The organism is Ruegeria sp. YTSA144 (genome assembly GCF_059610125.1).
Genome location: NZ_JBXWNA010000001.1, coordinates 890754 through 912211 on the forward strand (window position 1 = coordinate 890754; position 21458 = coordinate 912211).

Sequence of the window (21458 nt, forward strand, 5' to 3'; positions counted from 1 at the left end):
AGTCAAGTCAGTCAGGCAACGTCGCTGAGAACCCGCGCCAGTTCGAACAGGCGGCGACGCTGGTTTTCCGGAATCGCATAGTAAGAGCGCACCAGATCCAAAGCTTCTTTGTCACCCATCAGGTCAGCAGGGACGGATTTCTTGTCCGCATCGCTTTTCTGGGCTTCTTCCAGACCTTCGAAGAAAAAGCTGACCGGAACATCCAGCGCCTCGGCGATGTCCCACAGGCGGGATGCGCTGATTCGGTTGGCACCGGTCTCATATTTCTGGATTTGCTGAAACTTGATACCAACTTGCTGCGCCAACTGCTGCTGGGTCATCCCAATCAGCCAGCGGCGATGCCGAACGCGCTTGCCCACATGGACATCGACGTGATGAGTCATTGGTATTCTCCTATACTACACAAACATCTGCACGGGATTTTGCGACGTCCGATATCGCAGTTTTAGAGAGCTCCCCTTAACCGCTCCCTAATACGGACTGTACCGCCCCCCGTTAACAGCACTGACTGCATATAATGCCGGTTTTGAGATTTTTTTCAAGCTGGTTGAGTCGAACACCCCTGACAGGGATTTGTGGTTGTATTACCTCAAGCCTTTACAGAAACGTATTCCTGCAACTGAATCCGCCTTCAAAATAGGGCCCTTTTGCGCCCGCGCAGCAAACGGATTGACTTTTCTGGCGGCACACGCGCCTATGTCGCAAATTCTTGAGGAACGATATGCGGGCCTATTGCATTCCATACGACGGGGCGTCTGCCCAGCTTTGTGACGTGAAAACACCCGAGCCGGGCGAAGGTCAGGTGCGGGTCGCCATAAAAGCGTGCGGCCTGAACTTCGCCGATCTGCTGATGCAGACGGGCGCGTATCAGGACACGCCACCTGCCCCATTCACTTTGGGCATGGAGATCGCCGGCGTCGTGGATACAGTCGGTCCCGGCGTTTCGACGCTGAGGCCGGGCGACCGGATCGCGGTCTATTCAGGTCAGGGCGGGTTGGCAGAATACGGCGTGTTCGACGCGGACCGTGCGATCGTGCTGCCGGACGGCACCGGCTTCGAAGACGCCGCCGCCATCCAGATCGCATATGCCACCAGTCACATGGCCCTTGAACACAGGGCACGCCTGCAACCGGGTGAAACCCTTCTGGTCACCGGCGCAGCGGGAGGCGTCGGCCTGACCGCCGTCGAAATCGGCAAACTCATGGGCGCCACGGTCATCGCGCAGGCACGCGGCGAGAACAAGCTTGCCGTTGCCCGTGCCGCTGGTGCCGATCATCTGATCGATGCTTCCGAAGACTTGCGGGAACGGGTCAAATCGCTGGGCGGCGCGGATGTCGTCTATGACGTCATCGGCGGGGATGTGTTCAAGGCCGCTTTCCGCGCGACCAATCCCGAAGGGCGTTTGCTGCCCATCGGATTCGCCGGGGGCGACATCCCGCAGATTCCGGCCAATCATCTTCTGGTCAAAAACCTAACCGTGATCGGGGTGTATATCGGCGGTTATCTGAAGTTCCGCCCCGAAGCTGTGCGCAACAGTTTTGAAACCCTGTTCAAATGGCATTCAGAGGGCAGGATAAAACCGCATATCAGTCACGTCCTGCCACTTGAAGACGTCGCGCAGGGAATGCAGTTGCTGAAAGAGCGAAAATCGACGGGCAAGATCGTGATCACGCCCTGATCGCGATCACCCAACCACCGCCCGCAACTGCGTACCGCCCAGCAATCTGAAGTTCTGACGCACCAATTGTGCCAGAGCTTCGACAACCGCATCCCGGCCCGGTTCCCCACCGTATAGATTGATCATATGCGCAGGCAAATCCGGCAGAGCCCCACCCGAGTCGATCTGTTCAAGATGCGCGGCCTCGGTTCCGTCCAGCATTGCGTGTACGGCAAGATCGGCACTGACCGTGGCTTCTATTGTCCGGTCGTTTTCGGTTTCCACCGACAGTTCCCACGGTACTCCGGCGGCATCCAGTGCCGAAATGACCTGCGGTCTGAACAAGCAGCGCCGTCCAAGCGCCAGTGGCAACGGACGTTTGCGCCATGCAGATCCGCCCGGCGCACCGATCCAGCGCAACGGCAGCTCTGCGATGGTCTCTGCGCCATCGGCCGAAGACGGTTCGGTCGTCAGGATCACATCACATTCGCCCCGCTTGTACATGTCTTTCAATTGCAGTGAATAGGACGACACCAACTGCACCCTGACACGGGGAAAATCGGCGTTGAACCGTTGCAGGACCCGGGGGATCGCGGGGTAGACGATGTCATGGGGAACGCCCAGAACCACTTCGCCTTCAAAGGCCTGGTCGGTGAGTTTCGAGATTACCTCGTCATTCAGGGCAATCATGCGGCGCGCGTAGGCCAACAGCTGCTCACCGGATGCGGTCAGAGCAATTGTCCTACCGCTTCGGTCCAGCAACTCCAGGCCCAGCAGCTCCTCCAGCCGTTTCAGCTGCATGGACACCGCAGACTGCGTCAGGTGCAGAAATCCGGCAGCGCGGGTCACACCGCCCTGATCCGCCACCGCCACAAAGGATCGCAGGGTTGTAATGTCCAAATTCCGCATCTTCACGATTCCTTATGCGTTCCATCAAAAATATTCGTTTTCAAAATATGTCATACGCACCCATATCAATCAAGGAAATTGATAACAGCCAGCAAAACCATCGAGAATACAGAAAGGACAAGTTATGACGCAACTCGCAATCCATAATCCCTGCAAACCGGCCAAACGTTCTTTGGTGTCCCTGATCTCACAAGCGTTCGAACTGTCCAGACAGCGGCGAAAGCTGGCACAGCTGGATGCCGCCATGCTGGACGATATCGGTCTGACCCGCGAGGAAGCAACCTCAGAAGCAGAACGCTTCTTCTGGGATGCACCTCAATTCTGGAAAAGGTGACTGTGACTCTCATATTTTTATGGCGATGGGCGACGTCGAGTCGCCTGTTGGCATTTTTGTTGCGTGTTTTAGTCGGTTTTCCCGCGGAATCTCTTGAAACACAGCCCCTTGTTGCCGATATTTAGATGGAAAACCGCCCCGCTCTGCCGGGGCGCTCTAACTTGACGACTAGGGAGACCCTTTGATGGCACAATTCGACACGATCCGGACGGCATCCGGCGCGCGCGCCGCCGAGATTGATCAGGGCCTGCGCGCCCACATGAACAAAGTCTACGGCACAATGTCCGTCGGCATGCTGATCACTGCACTGGCGGCATGGGCTATTGCCGGTCTGGCAGTAACCAGCGATCCAAGCAACGCGGTCGCACAGATCGGCGCAGATCGCTATCTGACCAGCCTGGGTGGCGCGCTGTTCCTGTCGCCGCTGAAATGGGTGGTCATGTTTGCGCCGCTGGCCTTTATCCTATTTGGCTGGGGTGCCCTGATGCGCCGCGGCTCAGCCGCGACAGTTCAGCTTGGCTTCTTCGTCTTTGCCGCGGTAATGGGCATCTCGATGAGCTCGATCTTCATGATCTTCACGCCCTACTCGATTACCCAGACCTTCCTGGTGACGGCAATCGCCTTTGCTGGCCTCAGCCTTTATGGCTATACCACAAAGCGGAACCTCAGCGGAATGGGCACCTTCTTCATGATGGGTGTGATTGGTCTGCTGGTTGCAATGATCATCAACCTGTTTCTGCAATCCGGCGTGATGATGCTGGCCATCTCGGCCATTGGCATCCTGATCTTTGCCGGTCTGACCGCGTTCTACACGCAGGACATCAAGAACACATACGTCGCCCATGCTGCGCATGGCGATCAGGAATGGCTGGACAAAGCGGCCTTTGACGGCGCGCTGAGCCTGTACATCTCGTTCCTGAACATGTTCCAGTTCCTGCTGATGTTCATGGGCCAGCAGGAATAGCCTTTGTTGACACCTGAATTGGTTTGGGGCCGGTCATTGACCGGCCCTTTTCTTTGCGCGCCGGACTTCTTTTACCCGGAAATGAAAAGCCCCGCCTGACAAGGCGGGGCTTTCTGTTTCCGAAGCGTTTATGTGTTCAGCTACAGTTCAGCGGAATGGCAAAGCCCGAACTCTTCTCGGATGTTCCTTTGCGGAAAACACCGCCAGCCGGCAGACAGCCGGTGAAACGCTCTGTTTCTTCCGCAAAGCCCACACCGATCGAATTGTCGACTTTCACACTGTTGGAATGCGTGCGCAGCACACCAAACAAAGTGCCGTTCACACTGACAGTGCTGAGGAACAGGTTCGTGTCGCTCCCTTGCAATTGCACCGCAGTGTCCGGCGTCTGGCCGCCGTTGTCGATTGCAACCGATGCGACCTTGGAAGGATCCACCTCATCACTCAAAAGCGTGACTGTCCGCAGTTCCGCCAGTTCTGCCGGAACGTTGGTCGCATCTGGCAGAAAGGCTACGGCTCCGGGTACGTCCGAAATCGTGCGTGGTTCGCCATCGATTCCAGTAAACCCGACACCTTCGCGGTTAAACGGGTCTTCACAGGCCGCTAGGGTTAGAACGGCAATTGTGGATAACAAGATTTTTTTCATGGCGGTCAACATTTTGTGGCGGTTTGCTGAAGCGTACTTGCAGGTTCCCACAAAAAGCAAGCCGCAGGGGATGCGATTGTCCCAAACGCTGATGCGCCACTGCAACGGACTGCCCAGGCCTGCCACCCACCGAAATCAGGAAACCGGAACTGAAAAAGGGCTCTGTGCACCAGAGCCCTTTTTCGGAATTTCCAAATGGAATGGCAGATTACTTGATCTTGCCTTCCTTGTACTCGACATGCTTGCGAACGACCGGGTCGTATTTACGAATGGTCATTTTCTCGGTCATGGTGCGCGCGTTCTTCTTGGTCACGTAGAAGTGGCCCGTGCCCGCGGTCGAGTTCAGACGGATCTTGATTGTCGTCGGCTTCGCCATGGTTATCTCCTGCGTCCGAAAAGGCAGGGGCCTTTCGGTTGAATTCCTATGAGCGTGCGCTTTTACGCGCTGCACCGGCCATGTCAAGGCCAATCAGATGATACCGGCTCAGGAATCTGGTGCAGGATCACCCGGGCAGGGTTGGCGCACCCATATAGGTGTGAATCTGGTCTCTTTCCGCGTCCGAAAGGCCCAACGCGGTGGACAACTGCCGCAGATAGGACGCCTCGCGCGCGTTGTCCAGACGGATCGCGGCCAGGGATGTCGCATAGATCTGCGTCTTGAGCGGCGCACCAGAATCAGCCGCCAATCCCATGACGTCAATCGGTGCGTTCAGCTGCTCTTGCACGAATGCGCGCTCTTCCTCGCTGACGTCATCGCCCAATTCACCCAGAATGATTTCCTTTTCCTGCTCATCCAGCTCGCCATCCGCCTTGGCAGCTTGGATCATCGCCCGAAGCATCAGCTTCGCCTGTTCTTCCATCGCCGCACCCGCGGGCGTGCCGCCGAACACGGTTTCCATCATGTCACCCGTGTGTTGATTGGCCGTCTTGGCGGCACCCTGCATGGCATTCAACAATCCACCCAATCCGGCGGCCCCGGCTGTGCTGCCGCCGATGCCCATCTTGCTCATCATGTCCTGCAAGCCTGACGCGCCACCGGGCAGACCAAACTGTTCTGCCATTTTGCCCAGCTGATCCACGCCGAAACCACCGCCGGCGCCTTGCATCTTGTCTTGCAGCCCAGCCATGCCGCCCATCTTCTGATATTTTTCCATGCCCTTGGCCGCAGCAAAACCAATGGCAACGGACGCCAGCGTTTTCATAAAGCTCATAATCAACCTCCCATATCTTCAAATTGGTTCCAAAAGCCTAACAGCCGAATGCAATCCCGAATACTGCGCTCAACCCCAGCGCGACTGACGTGCACCATAACACCTGAAGAAGGCGTGTTATCCGGCATCATGTTTGTGCATATCACGAATTCGTGATAAGTTCGCCCATCCAAGAAGCCGAATTCAGGCTCGAAGGCCGAGGCAGCGTGAATGGGGGCAACCTGCAACGAGCAGAGTTGTTCCACGCGACTTTTCTTGGGGGCTATCATGACAGAATGGGCTATTCAGGCCGAAGAACTGGCCAATTGCAATTGCAATTTCGGTTGCCCGTGTCAGTTCAGCGTACTTCCGTCTCATGGAAACTGCGAGGCGGTTGTCGTTTTCGACATTCAAAGCGGTCACTACGGTGACATTGATCTGGGCGGGCTTCGGGCGGCAGGGGTCTATCATTGGCCGGGACCAATTCATGAGGGCAACGGTCAGATGCAGCTGATCATTGATGAAAGCGCAAAGGCTGACCAGCGGGCCGCGTTGCAAGCGATCATGACCGGTCTGGACACGGATGAAATGGCTACGTTCTGGTATGTCTTCAGCGCCATGGCGCCTTTGAAACATGAAACGCTGTTTGTTCCGATCGAGCTGGATTGGAACCGCGAAGAGCGCAGCGGATACGCCAAGGTTGCCGGGGTTTTCGATGTCGTGGTCAATCCGATCCCTCATATCGTCTCGGGCGCACCTCACCGCGCGTCGATACAATTGCCGAATGGCTTTGAATACCGCCATGCCGAGGCGGCATCGGGCAGTGCGACGACAACAGGCGGTCAGATCAGCCTGACCTTTGACGCGACGCACGCTCATCTGGCGCATCTGAACATCTCGGGCCATGGCGTCTTGGGCGCTTAGGCAGAGAACCCCCATGGCCAAACAGAACGCATCGCCCCGGGGCCGGACGGTTGAGCGGTTGCTGAGACAGGACAACGCGATTGTTCTGGGAAGCGTCCTTCTGATCATCCTCGGTGCAACCTGGTACACGATAGCCGGCGTCGGGATGAACATGTCCGCGGTCGAGATGACCCGGATGGCCGGCCCGGTCGGAGACCCCATGCAAATGGGCCCGGCAGCAGCGTGGAGCGCAAGCTATGCTTTGCTGATCTTTCTGATGTGGTGGGTCATGATGATCGCCATGATGACCCCGAGCGCTGCGCCTGCCGTTCTTCTGTTCATCGCGGTCAAGCGGACAGGGCCCGAAAAGCATCGGACGGTTGCGTTCAGCCTGTGGTTTTTATCCGGCTATCTGGTGGCCTGGGGGGCGCTCAGCCTGATTGCAACCGCATTGCAATGGGGGTTGGAACATGTCGGGCTGTCCGACGGGCGGATGATGACGATCAGCTCGGGCGTCTTCGCAGGAAGTATTCTGCTGGCGGCTGGCGCCTATCAGTTTTCAGGTTTGAAAAACGCATGCCTGCGCCACTGTCAAAGCCCCGCACGTTTCCTGGCCGATCACAACCGGCCCGGAACATTCGGTGCATTCCGAACCGGTATCCTGCACGGCACGTATTGTCTGGGATGCTGCTGGGCACTGATGTTGCTGCTGTTCGTCGGTGGGATCATGAATCTCTACTGGATTGTCGGAATTGCCGCCTATGTCGCGCTGGAAAAACTCCTGCCCGGGGCCCGGTGGCTTGTGCCGGTGACAGGTTCTGCGCTGATCGGCGCTGGCCTTTGGTTCATCACGGCGCCGTTGTTTTCTGGCACCTGATTTTCGACGGCCCCGGGGTCGGCTGACTTGAAGACCCAAAAACGATTTGATGTAACAGGAGGTATCCATGCCCATTTTCATTACTTACGCATCTTACTCGCAAGCCGGTGTCAAAGGCATGTTGCAAAAGCCCGAGAACCGCACCGGTCCGGTGAAGGCTCTGCTGGAAAAAGTAGGTGGCAGGTTGCTGTCCTTCTACATGACAACCGGCAGCAACGACGTGGTCGTGATCAGCGAAGCCCCTGATGGCACAGACGCCGTGGCCGTTGGCATGGCCGTCGCCGCATCGGGTGCAGTGACGAACATCGAAACCGTTCGCGCCTGGACTGCGGACGAGTTCACGTCGATAACCGAAAAGGCGGCGGCGCTGACCGGCTCCTACACGCCGCCCGGAGGATAGGAGGATACGCGCGGAGGACCTGTAAGCCGGATCTTGTTCCGGGGTTGCCCCCTTCGATGACCATTCCTCTAGGCCGTGCATTGCTGCACGGCTCAAGCTGCCAACCCGGTCCCTCTCGGCCAAGACGCGCTTAGCGGCGGTATCGGCTTGCGCCGACCGGCCCGCGCGGGGACCCTATTTGGCATTGCTCCCGGTGGGGCTTGCCGTGCCGCCGCTGTTGCCAGCGGCGCGGTGGGCTCTTACCCCACCGTTTCACCCTTACCCTTGACCGAAGTCGCAGGCGGTCTGATTTCTGTGGCGCTTTCCGTCGGGTTACCCCGCCCGGGCGTTACCCGGCACCGTTGTCTTGTGGAGTCCGGACTTTCCTCTCGGGCCTTGCGACCCCAGCGGCCATCCGGCCCTCCGCGCTTGGGCTGGGTAGGCTCTGCGCCCAGCATCGTCAAGAGTGGAAAGGGGTTAAGGGGCCAGCCCCTTCTTGGCCTGCGGCCAATTCAACCCCGGGATATTTTCGGCCAGATGAAGTGCGGATCAGGAGTGCCGGATCAACGGGGCGAGGTCGGCTTGCTGCAATGGCCCCCTGCCCCATGGGCGGTATCGAAGACGGACGGCATGCAACAGAGTTTCATTGTCTACATCAGCGCTGAAACCGGCGGCTTGAGCCAGATTTCGGAACTGGCCCTCTGATGCAGTTGGCAGACCAGCGGCATTTCCGCGGGGCGCGGCCAGCAAATTGCGCTCGAGCCGCGACCAGTCAAATCGCGGACCGGGGTCAAATTTGCGCCCGGGCGCCATGTCCGAATGGCCGATAACACCGTTTGGCAAGATGGCCCAACGGTGCATTATCTGGCGCAACAGCTGTTCCAGCCGGTGCATCTGGGGTTCCGGGAACGGATGCTTGCCGGTGTTGTCCAACTCGATGCCAATGGAACGAGAGTTTATGTCGGTCTGACCGTGCCATTCTCCGGCACCCGCGTGCCAAGCGCGGTGCTCTTCACGCACCATCTGCCACAGCGTGCCATCATTGCCGATCAGGTAGTGGGCCGAGACCTCGGCCTTTGGGTCGCACAGACGATCCAGAGCCGCCTGCGCGCTGTCCATTGCCGTGTAGTGAATCACGATCAAAGACGGCGTCAGACCACCCCGGCGTTCGCCGAAATTTGGCGACGGATGCCAGATCGGGCTCAGGGCGTCAGTTGCTGACGGCACTGCGGAACGGGCTTGGGTCCCAGCCACATGCATAGCCGTCCCCATCCGGGTCCAGACCTTTGCGATCACGCTGGGGGCCGCCATTGGACAGAAACTCGATCTGAGCCTGATCGGGGGATGGGAATTGCGCGCAGTTCCTCTGAGCCTTGGCCTGAAGGTTGAAGCCCGAGCGGCTGTAGAGTTGGGTGCCGACGGGATTGGACGTGCTCAGCGCGTATTGCACGATGTTTGTCTGGCCGCTCGCCGTACGCTCGGGCACTGCCGTAGGGGCCACGATTTCGTAGGTCTGGCGGTTCTGCTCGATCCGGGCGGCGTCGGATTCGATGCTGCGGCGTTCGGAGACGGCAGAAAAATCCTGTTCATCCGAAATCGCGCCAGTGTTCGCCACCGGAACCGCCGTAGCAGCGGCTGGGTCTTGGCCAGATGTGCTGGCCAATGCCGCCGCGGCCTGGTTGGCGATATCCGCGTTTTCACCCGTCGCAACAGTCGCCGCACCAGGGGCGCCCAGCGGTTGTTGTGACACATCGACCGGAGCCAGCAGAGGGTTGCCGACCGCACCCTGACCTGCCAATTGAGCCTCGCGCTGCGCCTGGTATTCAGGCGTGTTGAAACCTGTGCTGGTCAGCGGCGCGACATCCGTGCATGCAGCTGCCAATGTCAGAGCGGGCACCAAAAGCAAAACGCGCATTGTTTGGCTCCGTGTCTAATGCTTCAGTTGCCCGAGGCTTACCACCATTTCCCGGGCTTGGCCACAAAACCGGCCGCATTTTCCAGCGCATAGGCGGTGTTGAGCAGATCGCCTTCTTCCCAAGGACGCCCGATCAGTTGCAATCCCAGCGGAAGGCCTTGTGTGTCCAGCCCTGCGGGGACCGAGATACCAGGCAAACCGGCCAGGTTCACGGTCACTGTAAAGACGTCGTTCAAATACATTTGAACTGGATCTGCTTCGGTCATTTCGCCCAGACCGAAGGCTGCCGATGGGGTTGCCGGGGTCAGGATGGCGTCGACCCCGGCCGCGAACACGTCTTCGAAGTCTTTCTTGATCAGCGTGCGCACCTTGCGGGCACGGTTGTAATAGGCGTCGTAGAAACCAGCCGACAGAACATAGGTGCCGACCATGACCCGGCGCTGCACTTCGTGACCAAAGCCCTCGGCGCGGGTCTTTTCATACATCTCGGTGATGCCATCCCCCTGCGCCAACTGCGCACGATGCCCATAACGGACACCGTCATAGCGGGCGAGGTTCGAAGACGCCTCGGCCGGGGCGATCACATAGTAGGCAGGCAGCGCATACTTGGTGTGCGGCAGCGAGATATCGACGATCTCGGCCCCCGCATCCTTCAGCATCGCGGCACCGTCGGCCCAGAGCTTTTCGATCTCGGCGGGCATGCCGTCCATGCGGTATTCCTTGGGGATACCGATCTTCTTGCCCTTGATGTCTCCGGTCAGCATCGCTTCGAAATTCGGGACCGCCAGGTCCGCACTGGTCGAATCCTTGGCGTCATGACCGCACATGGTTTCCAGCATGATCGCGGCGTCGCGGACATTCTTGGTCATCGGCCCGGCCTGATCCAGCGAGGATGCAAAGGCAACAATGCCCCAACGAGAGCAGCGACCATAAGTCGGCTTGATGCCGGTGATGCCGACAAAAGCCGCGGGCTGGCGGATGGAACCGCCGGTATCGGTGCCCGTTGCCGCAAGGCACAGATCGGCAGCAACGGCCGCCGCCGACCCGCCGGACGAGCCACCCGGCGTCAGCTGCGTATCATCGTTGCCACGACGCCAAGGGCTGACGGCATTGCCATAGACCGATGTTTCGTTGGACGACCCCATGGCGAATTCGTCCATGTTCAGCTTGCCCAGCATAACGGCACCTGCGTCAGCCAGTTGCTGTGAAACAGTGGATTCGTATTCCGGCTTGAATCCTTCAAGAATGCCCGACGCGGCTTGCGACGGCACGCCCTTGGTGCAGAACAGGTCCTTGATGCCGATCGGCAGGCCACACATTGACGGAGCGTCGCCACCTTTGATCCGTTCATCCGCCGCCTTGGCGCGTTCCATCGCGATCTCAGGCGTCTTGTGGACGAATGCGTTCAGCGCATCTGCTTCATCAATGGCTTTCAGGCAGGCGTCTGTCAGCTCAACAGAAGTGACGTCGCCGGCTCGCAATGCGTCGCGGGCCTCGGCCAGGCCCATTTTGTTCAGATCGCTCATGTCTTACTCCACCACTTTGGGGACTGCGAAGAACCCTTCGCGGGCGTCGGGGGCGTTGGCCAGAATCTTGTCCTGCTGATTGCCATCGGTGACTTCGTCCTGACGACGCTTGAGGCGCATGGGTGTGACCGAGACCATCGGCTCGACACCTTCCACATCCACTTCGTTCAGCTGTTCGATGAACCCCAGGATGGTGTTGAACTCGGATGCCAGCGCCGGCAGCGCGTCATCCTCGACCTTGATCCGGGCCAGTTTGGCCACTTTGGCGGCGGTGCTTTGGTCAATCGACATCGGCTTCCCTCATCTACGTTAGGGGGCGTTTACCCGTCTGTAGCGACAGTCGCAAGACCGGGGTGCCATGGGCAGGTGCAAGTTTGGAATTCCCTCCACTTCTGCGGCCATTCAAAACTGAATGGCCGGTATGCAAAAAAGTAAACCGAATAGTTCATTATCGATCTTGAAAACTGAACTGTACTGTTCATTTTATTTATGCGACATAACGCAAACCGGAGAAAAAACATGAAACCCCTGATAACAGCCGCAGTCTTGTCCGCCACGATTTTGGCCGCACCGGCCATGGCTTTGGGTATCGACACAAGCAACCTGACACGCACGTTGACCTTCCCGTCCCCTATCGCGGAACCGGTCACGCAGGATCAGGTTAAACCTGCCAAGTAAAGCGCAGGTCCCGGCCGGGTCAGATATCCCCTCTCTGACCCGGCCGTTTTTCATTTTCGAGGATGCACATCCCAGGGCAAGCCGTTAGCATGACGTCGAATACAGAACAGAACTGCGCCGAGGTTTCGTAGTTCAGGCAAGCCAGTGGAGCAGATGATGAGCGCGCAAAAACAAGCGGTTCTGGACGCAATCGACGCAGCCAATGCAAATGACCCCAACCAAGACGATGGCCGCCCTGCGGCACTGCTGTATGGCGAACGCATGAGTGCCGAGTTGGACCGCCTGTTTCCGGACGCTTCTGACGCCCTTCAGATCGCCGCGCGCGGGCAGCATGTGGAACGTTGGAGACTTGCCCGCAGTGAATATCCCGAAGGCCGGGCTGGATACCTGTCATGGCGCAAGGCGCAGGGCGAACACCATGCCGATGTGGTCATGGGATTGATGACCCGTGAAGGTTATGACGCGGAACAGGTCGAGGCCGCAGGGCGCATGTTGCGCAAAAAGGGCATCAAGCGCGACGCAGAGGTGCAGGCGCTGGAAGACGTGATCTGCTTTGTATTCCTGAAATGGTATTTCCAGCCCTTTGCCGCGAAACACTCGGCCGAGAAAATCCAGAGCATCGTTGAAAAAACGGCTCGCAAGATGTCGCCCGAAGGCCGCGCTCGGGTGTTGAGCGAATTCGATCTGCCCGACCATCTGGCGGCAGCCTTTCAGAACTAGGATCGGACCAGGGCGGTTTCGTTGACCTCCTTTTCACGAAGCTCGGAGGACACACGCGATCCCTCCGCGCCTCAAGACGCCGGGCCTTTGCCAAAACGGCCCCTGACAAGAGCCGCGCGATACACTTCGATCATCCAACCCAGCATGATGGCATTCAGGATATGCCACATGAAATGCGTCCCCATCGGCCATTGCCTGCAAATTGGCAGATCGACCGCCCGGAAAGTGATCGATAGAATCAGGATCAGAGCCCCAAGCGTCATCCCTCTGGCCAAGTTCGGATCATTGCCCCGCAGCAGGAACGCGTAGATCAGGATCAACAAAGGGACCGGCGCATAAGCCGCCGACCCACCAATCCCCGGCACAAGTTGGAACAATGGTGCAACGGCCGCCGCATACGGAAGAAACAGAAGCGTACCGCAGATCGCCAATCCAGACGACATCCGACAGATGTCGCGGTTCACCGCATATATATAGACCAATATGAACAGCAGGATCGGCGCCACATCCGCCAAGGCCGCCCAAACCCGGGCATGGGTGTGAAACAGATAGCTTCCGATCCCGATCATGGCCAAAATCACGACCAGACCCTTGGCCAGCGGCATGTCCTGATCGCGCACGCGCCGCCACATGATCCATGCGGCTATCAGAAAAGCAGCGTTCGTGATCGCATTGATCGGCTCGGCCCAATAGTCCGGCGACACGCGTTCACAATAGCCATCAATTTCTCGAATCCAGTCCATGGAATTTTACATAGCCGATGCTAGGCTGCTGCCAAGAGACCTTATGGGAGGAAAACCGGAATGAACATTATCTGGCTGGGCCATGGCAGTTTTCGCATTGAAACTCAGGGGCAGGTTCTGTTGATCGACCCGTGGCTGACCGGCAACCCGGTCTTGCCGGAAGATCAGCATGATGCAGCGCTGGATGGTGCGTCTCATATCCTTCTGACCCACACGCATTTCGACCATGTGGTTGACATTCTGCCGCTGGCCAAACACCTGAAAATCCCCGTTGTCGGACAGTATGACCTGATGGGATACTGGAGCGAAGCGGAAGGCATCGAGACCATCGGTTTCAACAAAGGCGGCACCGTCGATCTGAACGGCGTCAAGGTGACAATGGTTCCGGCCTCTCACAGTTCGACTTTTTCAACACCAGATGGTCTGCGCACCGGCGGCAGTGAGGTCGGCTTCATGATCGCGGCCGAGGGGCGTATGCTCTATGTTTCGGGCGATACCGACATCATGGCGGACATGGATTGGATGGGGGATTACTACAAGCCCGATATCGGCATCCTTTCAGCCGGCGGGCATTTCACCATGGATATGAAAGCCGCCGCCTATGCCGCGAAACGGTACTTCGACTTCAAGACGGTCATCCCATGCCACTACAGGACGTTCCCCATTCTGGAACAATCCGCACGGGCATTGATCGACGGATTGCCGGGGGTCGATGTGATCGAACCTGAGGTTATGAAAGCCATCACCGTCTGACGACAGCGCAGCGCGTCAGCCCGGCGCGTCTTTGCGGCGCGCTTCGAAGAAGGCCTTCAAAAGCGCGGCAGCCTCTTCGCCTGCAATCCCGTCATAGACCTCGGGCACGTGATGCGCCTGTGCATGTGAAAACACGCGCGCGCCATGCGCCACGCCCCCGGATTTGGGGTCTGCCGCACCGTAATAGATCCGCCGGATGCGCGCGGCCGCCAAGGCTGCGGCGCACATCGCGCAAGGCTCCAGCGTGACATAGAGATCGTGATCCGGCAGCCGTTCAGAGCCCGCCTGCGCACAGGCTGCTCGCAAGGCCATGATTTCCGCATGGGCCGTGGGATCATTCAACTCGCGCGTCCGGTTTCCGGCCGCGGCCACGACCGTTCCGTCCGGACCAACGACAACAGCCCCCACGGGCACCTCCCCCCTGTCGGCTGCCGCTCGCGCCTCGGACAGGGCCTGTTGCATATGCGATTTGAACACCATGCCCCTGACTGCATCAGAAACCCGCCTTTCGCAAGCGCGCGGGATGCGGTATGGCCCTGACATGAACAAGACCCCACCCCCCGGCGATCGGATCGCCAAAGTCCTGGCCCGCGCTGGCATAGCGTCGCGGCGCGAGGCGGAACGCATGATCGAAGCAGGCCGCGTGGCAGTGAATGGCAAGACCATCGACAGCCCCGCCCTGAACGTGACGGCGAAAGACAAGATCGCAGTCGACGGCAAGCCGGTCTCGGAACCGGAACCGTCGCGTCTCTGGCTGTATCACAAGCCCGCCGGGTTGGTGACGACGACCAGCGACGAAAAAGGACGAGAGACAATTTTCGACAAGCTGCCCGACGACATGCCACGGGTGATGAGCGTCGGTCGGCTGGACCTGAATTCCGAAGGATTGCTGCTGTTGACCAACGATGGCGGCATCAAGCGCAAGCTGGAACTGCCCTCGACCGGCTGGTTGCGGAAGTACCGCGTGCGGGTGAACGGTCGCCCGAAGGACGAGGATTTCGAACCGCTGCGCAAGGGGCTGGTGATCGAGGGAGAGCGGTTTCAGCCAATGACCGTGTCGCTGGATCGCCAACAGGGCGCAAATGCCTGGCTGACGATCGGCCTGCGCGAAGGCAAGAACCGCGAAATCCGCCGCGCGATGGAAGATATCGGCTTAACCGTGAACCGACTGTTGCGCGTGTCCTATGGCCCCTTCCAGCTGGGGACCCTGAAACAGGGCGAGGTCGAAGAAGTCCGTCGCCGGGTCATGCGCGACCAGCTGGGTCTGGACGCCGAGGACAAACCCGACAACGCGCCCAAACGCCCGTCACGGCCACAAAGAAAACGGTCTCGGATCGGCAAGAATCCCCGCAAGTGATGCGGGTTCGGCAACCTTCCCCCTAGCGCTAAGCCCACGTATCCCCTAAATTTTCAGTGAAAGCTGCTATTTGGGGGGCGTGATGTCCGGAAGCGGAGTGCAAAAACTGGCCTACGCGGCACTGCTGGTACTGTTGTTCGGCGTCTGCACTGGCTTGCTCGGGGGTCTGTAAGCCATGGCAAAACGGTTTGGCGGCAAATACAGCCCGAACGGCGATGAATCGGAAAACACCCCACTGCCGAGGGGTCAGTTTGACGGCGCACGGGTCGAGCCCGCTGGCGCACGTGCGAATATTCTGTTTGTGCCCGCCATTCCTCTGGTATTTCTGTCCCTGAACGACGGCGCGATTGGCATGACCATGGGGCTGGTCGCAGCTGGTTTCCTGACGGCGGCCGCATTCTTGCTGCGGGAAGGTCTGAGGGCCGAGGCCGCGTACAACGCCCGCAAAACCGCCCGACGGCCCGCTTTTCCGCGCAAGATATTTGCCAGTGTTCTCACGGGCCTTGGCGCAGGCCTTGCGTCTTACAGATCCGAGTTTCTGGACGCTGAAGCAGCCGCGCAGGTCAGCCTGTTGGCCCCCGCGCTGTTTGGCGTGGCAGCGACCGTTCTGCATTCTGTCTCATTCGGCCTTGATCCGATGAAGAACAAGGGCATGGAGGGGGTCGACACCTTTCAGCAAGACCGCGTGGCCCGCGTGGTCGATGATGCCGAGAAACATTTGTCGGAAATGACGGATGCCATAAAACGCGCGGGCGACCGACGCGTCGAAGCCCGGGTCGAGCGATTTCAGGACACCGCACGTGACCTGTTCCGCACGGTCGAGGAAGACCCCCGCGATCTGGCTGGTGCCAGAAAATACCTGACCGTTTATCTACAGGGCGCGCGTGATGCGACTGTCAAATTTGCCGATATCTACGCGCGCACCCGCGACGCGCAGGCACTGGCCGACTATTCCGCCCTGCTGGACGATCTGGAACAGAATTTTGCCGCGCGTACGCGGAAAATGTTATTGGATGACCGCAGTGATCTGACGGTCGAAATCGACGTGCTGCGTGAAAGATTGCAGCGCGAAGGCGTCCGGCTGGACTGACCGGCCATATTTGAGCGAGGAACATCCCCATGTCCGATGAGATCAAGAAAAAGGCGGTACAGGCCGAAACTCTGGTACAGGAAGTCACCGCAGTTGCCCTGCCCGAACCACAGGCCGAGGTCGTGTCGCTGGAGGAAGCCGACGAACCCGTCAGCGCCGAAATCCGCAAGCGGATGAATGAAATCGACATGGACAACACCAATTCTATCGTCGCGTTCGGCTCGTCCGCGCAGGCCGAGTTGCAGGAGATCAGCCAGGCCATGCTTGCGGATGTGCGCAACAAGGATGTCGGCCCGGCCGGTGACAGCCTGCGCAACATCGTAACCACGATCCGCGGGTTCTCGGTCAGTGAACTAGACGTGCGCCGCGAGCGCAGCTGGTGGGAAAAACTGTTGGGCAGGGCTGCACCATTTGCGAAATTCACCGCCCAGTACGAAGAGGTTCAGGACCAGATAGACCGCATAACCGACGATCTACTGGGGCATGAGCATACGCTGCTCAAGGATATCAAGTCTTTGGACCTGCTGTATGAAAAGACCTTGGATTTCTATGATGAACTGGCGCTGTACATCGCGGCGGGCGAAGAGAAACTGACCGAGCTGGACAGCCACGACATCCCTGAAAAGGAGGCCGAAGTTCAGGCCGCTCCGGAAGACCAGCAAGTCATGAAGGCGCAGGAACTGCGTGACATGCGCGCGGCACGCGATGACCTCGAACGCCGGGTTCATGACCTGAAACTGACACGACAGGTCACGATGCAGTCCCTGCCGTCGATCCGCTTGGTTCAGGAAAACGACAAATCGCTGGTCACCAAGATCAACTCGACACTGGTGAACACCGTCCCGCTTTGGGAAACGCAACTGGCCCAGGCGGTTACGATTCAGCGCAGCGCCGAAGCCGCCGCCGCGGTGCGGGATGCCAATGACCTGACCAACGAGCTTTTGACCTCGAACGCAGCCAACCTGCGTGAATCGAACAAGATAATCCGCGAAGAAATGGAGCGCGGTGTGTTCGACATCGAAGCAGTCAAGCAGGCCAATGCCGACCTGATTGGCACCATCAACGAAAGCCTTGCGATTGCGGACGAAGGCAAGGCCAAACGCGCCGCAGCCGAAGCCGAGTTGCAGAAGATGGAAAAGGAACTGCGCGACACTTTGGCGTCTGCCAAGGCACGGCGCGACGGAACTGGCGACACTGCCGGTACGGCGGTACCCGGTTAAGGGCGGGATCGGCGTGCGGGCCTTCGGTTACTTGAAAGGAACCTTGGGGATGGTATCGCTCTTGGCCTTGGCCAATTGCGACGAGACCCTGACGTCATCCGTTGTTCCACAACCTCGCCCGACACCCGCACCCGAGGCAGCCAATGCTTATGTGCCGCCATCTGCCGCAAGTCAGGATCTGGCGCGCTTTTATCGACGGGTTGAACGGGACCTGCTGGTGCGGGGGCTTTTACGCACCGATGGGGGCGGCCCCGACACCCCCTATGATGCCGACGATCTGGCGCGGAATTTCGAAGCGATCGCGTTCTACAGCGAATATCCGACGCAAAGCGTCGCGGCTGGCTCGCGTCAGACGGACGGGCAACTCAGCCGATGGTCCGGCTCTGTCCGGATACAGACCGAGTTCGGCCCCTCCGTGCTTCCTTCTGCACGGCAGCAAGATGCAGATCAGGTTCGGTCCTTTGCCACCCGTCTGGCCAGATTGACCGATCATCCGGTTTCCGTCGTCTCCCGCAACGCCAATTTCCATGTCTTTTTTGCAGGCAAGGATGACAGCGCCTATGTCGTATCCCGCCTGAAACAGCTGATCCCGAATATCAGTCAGGATTCGCTGAATCTGGTGGCCAATCCACGCGCCAATTTCGACTGTCTGGTGTTTGCGTCGGCTACGACCTCATCACCACACAGATACGTACGTGCCGTTTCCCTTATCCGGGCCGAATTGACGGATCTGGGCCGCCAAAGCTGCATTCACGAAGAAATTGCTCAGGGTCTTGGCCTGTCCAATGACAGCCCGGCAGCGCGACCTTCGATTTTCAACGATGATGACGAATTTGCCCTGCTGACCAGCCACGACGAAAAGCTGCTGACGATGTTGTATGACCCGCGATTGCAGCCCGGCATAGACGTTGATGAAGCACGACCCATTGTACGAATAATCGCACATGAATTGATGGGGCAGCCGCTCTGACCCCGATGACAGGAGAACCCAGATGGGAATTTTCGATTTTCTGACCGGAGAATTCATTGATGTCATTCATTGGGTGGACGACACCCGTGACACGATGGTCTGGCGGTTCGAACGCGAAGGCCACGAGATCAAGTATGGCGCCAAGCTGACCGTGCGCGAAGGTCAGGCGGCGGTATTCGTACACGAAGGCCAACTGGCCGACGTGTTCACGCCGGGCCTTTATATGCTCGAAACCAACAACATGCCGATCATGACGACGCTGCAACATTGGGATCACGGGTTCCAGTCGCCCTTCAAGTCCGAGATCTATTTCGTCAACACCACCCGGTTCAACGACCTGAAATGGGGCACCAAGAACCCGATCATGCTGCGCGACCCGGAATTCGGCCCGACCCGGATCCGCGCCTATGGCACTTATACGGTACGTGTGAAAGACCCGGCCAAGTTCCTGATCGAGATCGTGGGCACCGATGGTGAATTCACCATGGACGAGATCAGCTTTCAGATCCGCAACATCATCGTGCAGGAATTCAGCCGGGTCATTGCAGGCTCGGGCATTCCGGTTCTGGACATGGCCGCCAACACCGCCGATCTGGGCAAGCTGATCGCGGCCGAGGTCTCACCCGTGCTGGACGGATACGGGCTGGAGATGCCTGAATTCTACATCGAAAACATCTCACTGCCGCCGGCAGTCGAGGCGGCGCTGGACAAGCGTACCTCGATGGGGCTGGCGGGGGATCTGGGCAAGTTTACGCAGTATTCCGCAGCCGAGGCGATGACGGCGGCCGCCAGCAACCCAAACGGCGGTGGCGGCATGGGCGCTGGCCTTGGTATGGGAATGGGCATGGCGATGGCGAACCAGATGTCGAACATGGCAGCGGGTCGGCCGTCAGGCCCGTGGGGCGCGCCCGCGCCCGCTGCCCCGCAACCGTCTGCGCATGTCGCCCCGCCGCCCCCGCCGCCGGTCGAGCATGTGTGGCACATCGCGGTGGACGGACAGACCAGCGGCCCGTTCTCGAAGGCCAAGATGGGCCGCATGGCCAGCGACGGCGAGATCACGCGCGACACCTACGTGTGGACGCCCGGTCAGGACGGCTGGAAGAAGGCGGGCGAGGTGCAGGAACTGGCGCAACTGTTCACCATTCTGCCGCCGCCCCCGCCCGGCGCATGAGGGCACCGCGTGGCCGGCCTTGGAAAACGCTCGAAAAAGGGCAGGCGCAGAACGCGTCCCGACCCGCATTTCGTCTGCCCTTGCTGCGACTATGTCACCCTTTCGGAACGCGGAAAGTACCTGATCTGCCCGATCTGTTTCTGGGAGGACGAGGACATCCATTATTACACGAACCCACGCGAGCCCTCGGCGGCCAATCACGGCCTGACGCTGGCCGAGGGGCGAAAAAATTTCAGGACGATCGGGGCCTGCGAAGCCGAAATGCTGCCGCATGTCCTGCCCGAGGAAGACCGCGCGGACTATCTCTACTTCCCTCTCAAGGACTGAGCGCCTCATGACTCATGCCCCTGCCCCATCACCTGATTTTGCGGAACACCGTTTTCCGTGTGACCAGTGCGGCGCGGACTATCGGTTCGACCCGAAATCCGGCACGCTGACCTGCGATCACTGCGGCCATTCCGAACCGATCGGGGCTGGCCCCTGGGGCGGCGCCAGCCTGCGCGAGCTGGATTTCGACGCGGCCATCGCCGACCGCTTGCCTGACAGTGAAATCGAAGAGACGCGGGTTCTGTCCTGCCCGAACTGTGCGGCGCAGGTTGAATTCGACCCCAACACCCATGCTGCGGAATGCCCGTTCTGCGCCACCCCGGTCGTGACGGACACCGGGGTGAACCGGCATATCAAACCGAAGGGTGTTCTGCCTTTTGCTCTGGATGAACGCTCGGCCCTCAGGGCGATGAGCGATTGGCTGGGGCGGCTGTGGTTCGCGCCGAACGGGCTCAAGGACTATGCCCGCAAGGGCCGCAGGATGCAGGGTATCTATGTGCCCTACTGGACCTTTGATGCCGACACGAAATCGGCCTATCGCGGAGAGCGCGGCACGGTCTACTATGAAACCCGCACCGTCATGCGGGATGGCAAACGGGTGCAACAACAGGTGCCCAAGGTCCGCTGGACGCCCAAGTCCGGCCGGGTGGCCCGGTTCTTTGACGACGTGCTGGTATTGGCTTCAAGGTCTCTTCCCAAGGCTTACACGGATGCTCTGGAGCCTTGGGATCTCCCGGCTCTGGAACCCTACCAGCCAGAATACCTCGCCGGTTTTCGGGCCGAGGCCTATACGGTTGAACTGAAAGAGGGATATGCCGAGGCCCGCGCACATATGGCCCGCGTGATCGAGCGGGATGTACGTTTTGATATTGGGGGCGACAGGCAACGTATCCATGCGGTGGACACTGATGTGCGCGATGTCACATTCAAACATATCCTGCTGCCGGTCTGGTTGGCGGCCTATAAGTATCGCGGCCAGACCTATCGTTTCGTGGTGAACGGCCGGACCGGTCGGGTTCAGGGAGAGCGCCCCTGGTCGGCAACAAAGATCACGATCGCCGTTGTACTTGGCCTGCTGGTTGCCGCAGGTGTCGGATATTTGATGGCAACAGGACAGCAATAACAGCCTCTT

General features: G+C 59.1%; 27 protein-coding genes and 1 other RNA gene. 16 read left to right on the forward strand and 12 right to left on the reverse strand.

The genetic code is table 11. The features are described 5' to 3' along the window. Positions 1-11 precede the first annotated feature (11 nt). Positions 12-383, reverse strand: coding sequence for a helix-turn-helix domain-containing protein (locus tag AC2FF8_RS04525; RefSeq protein WP_170343628.1), 372 nt, complete (start codon positions 381-383; stop codon positions 12-14). Positions 384-721: 338 nt separating this feature from the next. Here AC2FF8_RS04525 and AC2FF8_RS04530 point away from each other — a divergent pair, with 338 nt between their 5' ends. Further along, entirely contained in the window at positions 722-1678 is a 957-nt protein-coding gene (locus tag AC2FF8_RS04530) for an NADPH:quinone oxidoreductase family protein (protein WP_257599140.1), read from the forward strand. Between the two features lie 6 nt (positions 1679-1684). Here AC2FF8_RS04530 and AC2FF8_RS04535 read toward each other — a convergent pair whose 3' ends face one another. Further along, a complete protein-coding gene (locus tag AC2FF8_RS04535) occupies positions 1685-2566 on the reverse strand; it encodes a LysR family transcriptional regulator (protein ID WP_170343626.1) in 882 nt (293 codons plus the stop codon). Positions 2567-2690: 124 nt separating this feature from the next. Here AC2FF8_RS04535 and AC2FF8_RS04540 point away from each other — a divergent pair, with 124 nt between their 5' ends. Further along, positions 2691-2900, forward strand: a complete 210-nt coding sequence (locus AC2FF8_RS04540) for a DUF1127 domain-containing protein (RefSeq protein WP_170343625.1) — start codon at positions 2691-2693, stop codon at positions 2898-2900. Between the two features lie 184 nt (positions 2901-3084). After that, a complete protein-coding gene (locus AC2FF8_RS04545) occupies positions 3085-3864 on the forward strand; it encodes a Bax inhibitor-1/YccA family protein (protein ID WP_170343624.1) in 780 nt (259 codons plus the stop codon). 136 nt (positions 3865-4000) lie between these two features. Here AC2FF8_RS04545 and AC2FF8_RS04550 read toward each other — a convergent pair whose 3' ends face one another. From AC2FF8_RS04550 to AC2FF8_RS04560, 3 genes are all read right to left on the reverse strand, one after another. Continuing rightward, the gene (locus AC2FF8_RS04550) at positions 4001-4507 is read right to left on the reverse strand and encodes a hypothetical protein (protein ID WP_257599141.1); all 507 of its coding nucleotides are present in this window, start codon (positions 4505-4507) and stop codon (positions 4001-4003) included. A 208-nt stretch (positions 4508-4715) separates the two neighbouring features. Then, a complete protein-coding gene (rpmG, locus tag AC2FF8_RS04555; protein WP_037309480.1) occupies positions 4716-4883 on the reverse strand; it encodes a 50S ribosomal protein L33 in 168 nt (55 codons plus the stop codon). A gap of 127 nt (positions 4884-5010) precedes the next feature. Further along, on the reverse strand, positions 5011-5718 hold the full coding sequence (locus AC2FF8_RS04560) for a DUF533 domain-containing protein (RefSeq protein ID WP_496871727.1): 708 nt from the start codon (positions 5716-5718) through the stop codon (positions 5011-5013). 267 nt (positions 5719-5985) lie between these two features. Between AC2FF8_RS04560 and AC2FF8_RS04565 the strand changes: the two genes are divergently transcribed. The 3 genes from AC2FF8_RS04565 to AC2FF8_RS04575 all read left to right on the forward strand — a co-directional run bounded on the left by AC2FF8_RS04565 (position 5986) and on the right by AC2FF8_RS04575 (position 7877). Continuing rightward, complete coding sequence (locus AC2FF8_RS04565) at positions 5986-6621, forward strand: DUF1326 domain-containing protein (RefSeq protein WP_496879024.1); 636 nt, start codon at positions 5986-5988, stop codon at positions 6619-6621. Positions 6622-6634: 13 nt separating this feature from the next. Then, positions 6635-7477, forward strand: a complete 843-nt coding sequence (locus tag AC2FF8_RS04570; RefSeq protein ID WP_496879025.1) for a DUF2182 domain-containing protein — start codon at positions 6635-6637, stop codon at positions 7475-7477. A gap of 67 nt (positions 7478-7544) precedes the next feature. After that, positions 7545-7877, forward strand: coding sequence for a GYD domain-containing protein (locus tag AC2FF8_RS04575; protein WP_152458759.1), 333 nt, complete (start codon positions 7545-7547; stop codon positions 7875-7877). A gap of 6 nt (positions 7878-7883) precedes the next feature. Here AC2FF8_RS04575 and rnpB read toward each other — a convergent pair. The 5 genes from rnpB to gatC all read right to left on the reverse strand — a co-directional run bounded on the left by rnpB (position 7884) and on the right by gatC (position 11588). Continuing rightward, positions 7884-8283, reverse strand: an RNA gene (rnpB, locus tag AC2FF8_RS04580) — RNase P RNA component class A. A 122-nt stretch (positions 8284-8405) separates the two neighbouring features. Then, positions 8406-9116, reverse strand: a complete 711-nt coding sequence (locus tag AC2FF8_RS04585; protein ID WP_254439950.1) for an N-acetylmuramoyl-L-alanine amidase — start codon at positions 9114-9116, stop codon at positions 8406-8408. After that, positions 9067-9771: a hypothetical protein gene (locus tag AC2FF8_RS04590; RefSeq protein WP_496879026.1), complete on the reverse strand. Its 705-nt coding sequence runs from the start codon at positions 9769-9771 to the stop codon at positions 9067-9069. The genes AC2FF8_RS04585 and AC2FF8_RS04590 overlap by 50 nt, the downstream gene beginning before the upstream one ends. A 38-nt stretch (positions 9772-9809) precedes the next feature. Further along, positions 9810-11297, reverse strand: coding sequence for an Asp-tRNA(Asn)/Glu-tRNA(Gln) amidotransferase subunit GatA (gene gatA / locus AC2FF8_RS04595; RefSeq protein WP_257599144.1), 1488 nt, complete (start codon positions 11295-11297; stop codon positions 9810-9812). Positions 11298-11300: 3 nt separating this feature from the next. Continuing rightward, positions 11301-11588 (reverse strand): Asp-tRNA(Asn)/Glu-tRNA(Gln) amidotransferase subunit GatC, encoded by a 288-nt coding sequence (gatC, locus tag AC2FF8_RS04600; protein ID WP_117868236.1) that lies wholly within the window; start codon positions 11586-11588, stop codon positions 11301-11303. Between the two features lie 228 nt (positions 11589-11816). Between gatC and AC2FF8_RS04605 the strand changes: the two genes are divergently transcribed. Together AC2FF8_RS04605 and AC2FF8_RS04610 are read left to right on the forward strand one after the other, a co-directional pair. Then, on the forward strand, positions 11817-11975 hold the full coding sequence (locus tag AC2FF8_RS04605) for a hypothetical protein (RefSeq protein WP_170343617.1): 159 nt from the start codon (positions 11817-11819) through the stop codon (positions 11973-11975). 156 nt (positions 11976-12131) lie between these two features. Beyond that, a complete protein-coding gene (locus AC2FF8_RS04610) occupies positions 12132-12695 on the forward strand; it encodes a DUF4202 domain-containing protein (RefSeq protein ID WP_496879027.1) in 564 nt (187 codons plus the stop codon). Positions 12696-12766: 71 nt separating this feature from the next. Here AC2FF8_RS04610 and AC2FF8_RS04615 read toward each other — a convergent pair whose 3' ends face one another. After that, positions 12767-13438: a ceramidase domain-containing protein gene (locus AC2FF8_RS04615; RefSeq protein ID WP_480683846.1), complete on the reverse strand. Its 672-nt coding sequence runs from the start codon at positions 13436-13438 to the stop codon at positions 12767-12769. Positions 13439-13498: 60 nt separating this feature from the next. On the opposite strand from AC2FF8_RS04615, the gene AC2FF8_RS04620 reads away from it, so the two are divergent. Further along, positions 13499-14191 (forward strand): metal-dependent hydrolase, encoded by a 693-nt coding sequence (locus AC2FF8_RS04620; protein WP_170343614.1) that lies wholly within the window; start codon positions 13499-13501, stop codon positions 14189-14191. A gap of 15 nt (positions 14192-14206) precedes the next feature. Here AC2FF8_RS04620 and AC2FF8_RS04625 read toward each other — a convergent pair whose 3' ends face one another. Then, positions 14207-14671: a nucleoside deaminase gene (locus tag AC2FF8_RS04625; protein WP_170343613.1), complete on the reverse strand. Its 465-nt coding sequence runs from the start codon at positions 14669-14671 to the stop codon at positions 14207-14209. Here AC2FF8_RS04625 and AC2FF8_RS04630 point away from each other — a divergent pair. From AC2FF8_RS04630 to AC2FF8_RS04660, 7 genes are all read left to right on the forward strand, one after another. Further along, positions 14670-15548, forward strand: coding sequence for a pseudouridine synthase (locus AC2FF8_RS04630; protein WP_496879028.1), 879 nt, complete (start codon positions 14670-14672; stop codon positions 15546-15548). The two genes, AC2FF8_RS04625 and AC2FF8_RS04630, sit on opposite strands and share 2 nt — an antisense overlap. A gap of 175 nt (positions 15549-15723) precedes the next feature. Beyond that, entirely contained in the window at positions 15724-16638 is a 915-nt protein-coding gene (locus AC2FF8_RS04635) for a 5-bromo-4-chloroindolyl phosphate hydrolysis family protein (RefSeq protein WP_496879029.1), read from the forward strand. 29 nt (positions 16639-16667) lie between these two features. After that, positions 16668-17858, forward strand: a complete 1191-nt coding sequence (locus AC2FF8_RS04640; RefSeq protein ID WP_496879030.1) for a toxic anion resistance protein — start codon at positions 16668-16670, stop codon at positions 17856-17858. A 49-nt stretch (positions 17859-17907) separates the two neighbouring features. Further along, complete coding sequence (locus AC2FF8_RS04645) at positions 17908-18828, forward strand: DUF2927 domain-containing protein (protein ID WP_170343609.1); 921 nt, start codon at positions 17908-17910, stop codon at positions 18826-18828. A gap of 22 nt (positions 18829-18850) precedes the next feature. Beyond that, positions 18851-19999 carry an SPFH domain-containing protein gene (locus AC2FF8_RS04650; protein ID WP_170343608.1) on the forward strand — a complete coding sequence of 383 codons (1149 nt, stop codon included), beginning with the start codon at positions 18851-18853 and terminating at the stop codon, positions 19997-19999. A 9-nt stretch (positions 20000-20008) separates the two neighbouring features. Beyond that, positions 20009-20326, forward strand: coding sequence for a CPCC family cysteine-rich protein (locus AC2FF8_RS04655; protein WP_496879031.1), 318 nt, complete (start codon positions 20009-20011; stop codon positions 20324-20326). 7 nt (positions 20327-20333) lie between these two features. Continuing rightward, positions 20334-21449, forward strand: coding sequence for a TFIIB-type zinc finger domain-containing protein (locus AC2FF8_RS04660; protein WP_496879032.1), 1116 nt, complete (start codon positions 20334-20336; stop codon positions 21447-21449). Positions 21450-21458: the final 9 nt, after the last annotated feature.